General features: G+C 33.3%; 6 protein-coding genes. 4 read left to right on the top strand and 2 right to left on the bottom strand.

Translation table 11 applies throughout. The features are described 5' to 3' along the window. Window positions 1-349: 349 nt before the first annotated feature. Window positions 350-952: a S24 family peptidase gene (locus tag PVV60_RS09870; RefSeq protein WP_273724597.1), complete on the bottom strand. Its 603-nt coding sequence runs from the start codon at window positions 950-952 to the stop codon at window positions 350-352. A gap of 100 nt (window positions 953-1052) precedes the next feature. Here PVV60_RS09870 and PVV60_RS09875 point away from each other — a divergent pair, with 100 nt between their 5' ends. Together PVV60_RS09875 and PVV60_RS09880 are read left to right on the top strand one after the other, a co-directional pair. Continuing rightward, on the top strand, window positions 1053-1298 hold the full coding sequence (locus PVV60_RS09875) for a helix-turn-helix transcriptional regulator (RefSeq protein ID WP_273724598.1): 246 nt from the start codon (window positions 1053-1055) through the stop codon (window positions 1296-1298). 18 nt (window positions 1299-1316) lie between these two features. Beyond that, a complete protein-coding gene (locus tag PVV60_RS09880; protein ID WP_273721938.1) occupies window positions 1317-1655 on the top strand; it encodes a hypothetical protein in 339 nt (112 codons plus the stop codon). Window positions 1656-1727: 72 nt separating this feature from the next. Here the strand turns inward: PVV60_RS09880 and PVV60_RS09885 are convergent, their stop codons facing one another. Continuing rightward, the gene (locus PVV60_RS09885) at window positions 1728-2324 is read right to left on the bottom strand and encodes a hypothetical protein (RefSeq protein ID WP_273724599.1); all 597 of its coding nucleotides are present in this window, start codon (window positions 2322-2324) and stop codon (window positions 1728-1730) included. Window positions 2325-2393: 69 nt separating this feature from the next. Between PVV60_RS09885 and PVV60_RS09890 the strand changes: the two genes are divergently transcribed. Both PVV60_RS09890 and PVV60_RS09895 read left to right on the top strand, forming a co-directional pair. Then, complete coding sequence (locus PVV60_RS09890; protein WP_273721947.1) at window positions 2394-2537, top strand: hypothetical protein; 144 nt, start codon at window positions 2394-2396, stop codon at window positions 2535-2537. Continuing rightward, on the top strand, window positions 2530-3122 hold a 593-nt coding region (locus PVV60_RS09895), incomplete at its 3' end, for a YdaU family protein (RefSeq protein WP_273724600.1). The genes PVV60_RS09890 and PVV60_RS09895, both read left to right, overlap by 8 nt.

A 3122-nucleotide genomic window follows, 5' to 3' on the forward strand; every position in this document is an offset into this window, starting at 1 on the left:
ATATCTTCACAATTATTCTCAGAAGGATTGATGCGAAAGATTTGGATTGCATCATCTGCCTCGTCAATAATTTTTAGAACTTGGCTTTCATCTAGTGGTCCAGACCGACCAATGTTTTGATCATCATCATAGACAACTAATAAAATTTCATCAGAATTTATAAGAATTGGATTTTCCATAATTTCTCCTCCCTAACGCCTCTTGGCAATTGTTTGTGCGTGGCTTGTATAATTACTTATACGCAAATGTATAAATATAAGCAAGCAAAAAATCACCTATATTTCATTTTTTTTGCATTTTCATTTAAATGCCATCCTCACAAGCAATAGAATCAAACGCTTTATTGGGATTATTTCATAAGTAGACGATAGGATTTGCGCGGTAATATTGCAACTATTTCTCCAACCCATTTTATTTTAGCATTTTTAATAGGTAGCGCATTCCATGATTTGAGTACAATGCCCTCTGAAGAGCGAGTAATTTGTTTGATGAAACGCCTATTATCTTCTGTTAGAACGACAACTTCATCACCGTAATAATCGCTCATTGGCTTTGTTTGCAGATGTTTAACTACGATCAAATCACCATCTTTATACACGGGAAACATGGAATCTCCACGAACCATGAACCCTATTGTTTCAAAAGGCAAATCAAATGGTATTTCGATTGTTTCAAGCCCATCTTCTGGGATTTGCTCAACATCGGTATCAATCTCTAATCCTGCTCCTACATACCCCATAACAGGAACAAGTGTAGTAATTTGATTATAACCTTTTAAGCTTTTATAAAGTTCTAAAATGGCGTCTCTGTGTGAACCTCTGGGATCTGATTCACTTCCTAACCATCTTGATACGGTCGCTTGGGTTACATTTAATCTATCGGCAAGATCTTTTTGATTAAGACCAAACTCAGATTGCAATACTTGCAATGTCGCAATGATATTTTTCGTCATAATTAGTTACTTATGATTTTAAAATTAAAAAAATCTATTGTTTTTTTTAATTAATTCTATACAATTGCGTATATGGTTAAAATTAAGGAGCTTAACTCAAATGGACACAGAGGAAAAATTAAAAATTAAATCTATCCGAAAGTGTTTATCGCTAACACAAAAGGAATTAGCAGATATTTTAGGTGTTAAGCAAGCTTCTGTTTGTCGTTGGGAACAAGGCAAAGGACTATCTTTAAATAGTTATTTAAAGCTGCAAAAGTTGAAGGATAGTTCTAGCTCTAGTTCTGCTTTTATTGCTGCCCCTACAGATAATAACGAACATCAACAGCAGCATTCACATTCTTAAAGAAGAAAGGAAATAAAGATGGATTCCAGTTGGGCGACGATGATTGTGTTTTTTATAGTCAATGTAATCATGTTTTTTTCTGGCTTTTATGTCTTTCGTAAAAAAATACAAAACTTATCTTATACTTTTCATATTTTAGAAGATTCAACAAAAGAAATGCATTTTCCAGATGGCAGCACAATTGTTTTTAGCGATTCTGATTGGGATTTTTCTCTTGATGAAAATGATAATTTAATAGCTAAAAGTGCTTTAGGACCATCATTGTCTATAAAGGCATATAGTAATGCGCACGGTTTCAAAAAACATTTCATAGATAGTTTACAGAAATACACACAATCTGCGCATTTAGTGCAATGAGATAAGATAGAAAACCGCTTATAAGAGAAAGTAGTGAATTTGATTATTTTTAGTTCCAATGAAATTGGAATATTAGTCATCACAAAAGGAACCAAGATAAAAATGAGGTTTAAGTGTTTTGGTCGGATAATTTGGAGAAGTGTGTTCTACAATGATATTAATGGGTTGTATTTCAGATGGGTTATGCATTTTAAAAATGAGTAAAAATGTCAGTTCGCTTTCACTCTCAATACTAAATAAATTATACCATTCATTTTGGATTGGGTTGAGTTTAGGGGTTATCAAGTTGACGTGTTTTTTTTGCGTTTTAATGAAAATATTTTCTTTTTGTTTATGCAGTTCTAGGCCGGATTTAGGATATGAAACATGAGCAAATTCAAAGGGACTTTTTTTATCTATCCATATATAATTCAATCTAATCATTTGTTTTGTAGGATTATAGAAGGTTACGTGTAAATGAATCAATGATTCTGCGAGTATCTTAAATTCTCGTTTCTTTGATGGAATAACACTATCACTTCTTGGTTGAGAAATAGATTTAAGTTCCAATTTTGGTCCTAGTTTTCGTTCTTCCTGTTCTTTGTACTTAGTGTAAATTGAAAAAATTGTATGTGCAAAATTAATAAGGACAGAAGAAATAGAAAACAATTTAGACACTACTTGAGGCATTTTCCCCCCCATTTCGAAAATAATTACCGTTGAACGGCTTTGTAAAAATAATTTTTAATGGAATAGCAAATGACTAACACGATTCTCTATCTTGATCTAGGTGCTAAGACAGGCTGGGCGATATGTTCCAAAGGGCATGCGCCTGAAGATGACAACGAAGCAGATGCTTTGGCAATTTTATATTTAAAGAAAGAAGGGGGCGCGCATGTCTAATGCAATGCCATGGATAAGATTCCATTTGTATGACTGGATAAGTGGTACAAATGGAATGACATCTGAACAACGGGGGGTTTATATAACCCTTCTCGTTTGCATGTATGAAAAAAAAGAACCACTTAAAACAGATTTTCAAACGCTTGCACGTGTTTGTCATTGTTCGCAGAAAAAATTTGCAGCTATTGTCGAATATCTCATGAGAAATAATAAACTTGTTGAGACAGATAATGGATTGTGGAATACGCGCGTTGAAGAAGAGCTGAACGATTTTGCTGATAAAAAAGAGCACATATCGCAAGTTCGTAGTGAGGCTGGTAAAAAAGGTGCAAAAGCAAAAAATAATACAAAACAACATGTTAATAATTTTGCTGAAGCAAATGACAAGCAAAACGTTTTTTTTGCTGAAGCAAACGCTAAGCAAAATCAAGCTATAAAGAACCAGAATAAGAATATATATAAAAAAACTAAAACTATCGTTTTAGCAAAAAAAGAAATTGGTTCTGAAAGTTTAGAAACAAACGAACAGGTTGACGAGTCAACAGAGGTTGCTGTTGAAAGCCAATCAGAGCAAATCGAAACGTT

The sequence above is a fragment of the Bartonella sp. AU18XJBT genome, assembly GCF_028618595.1.
Lineage (GTDB): Bacteria > Pseudomonadota > Alphaproteobacteria > Rhizobiales > Rhizobiaceae > Bartonella.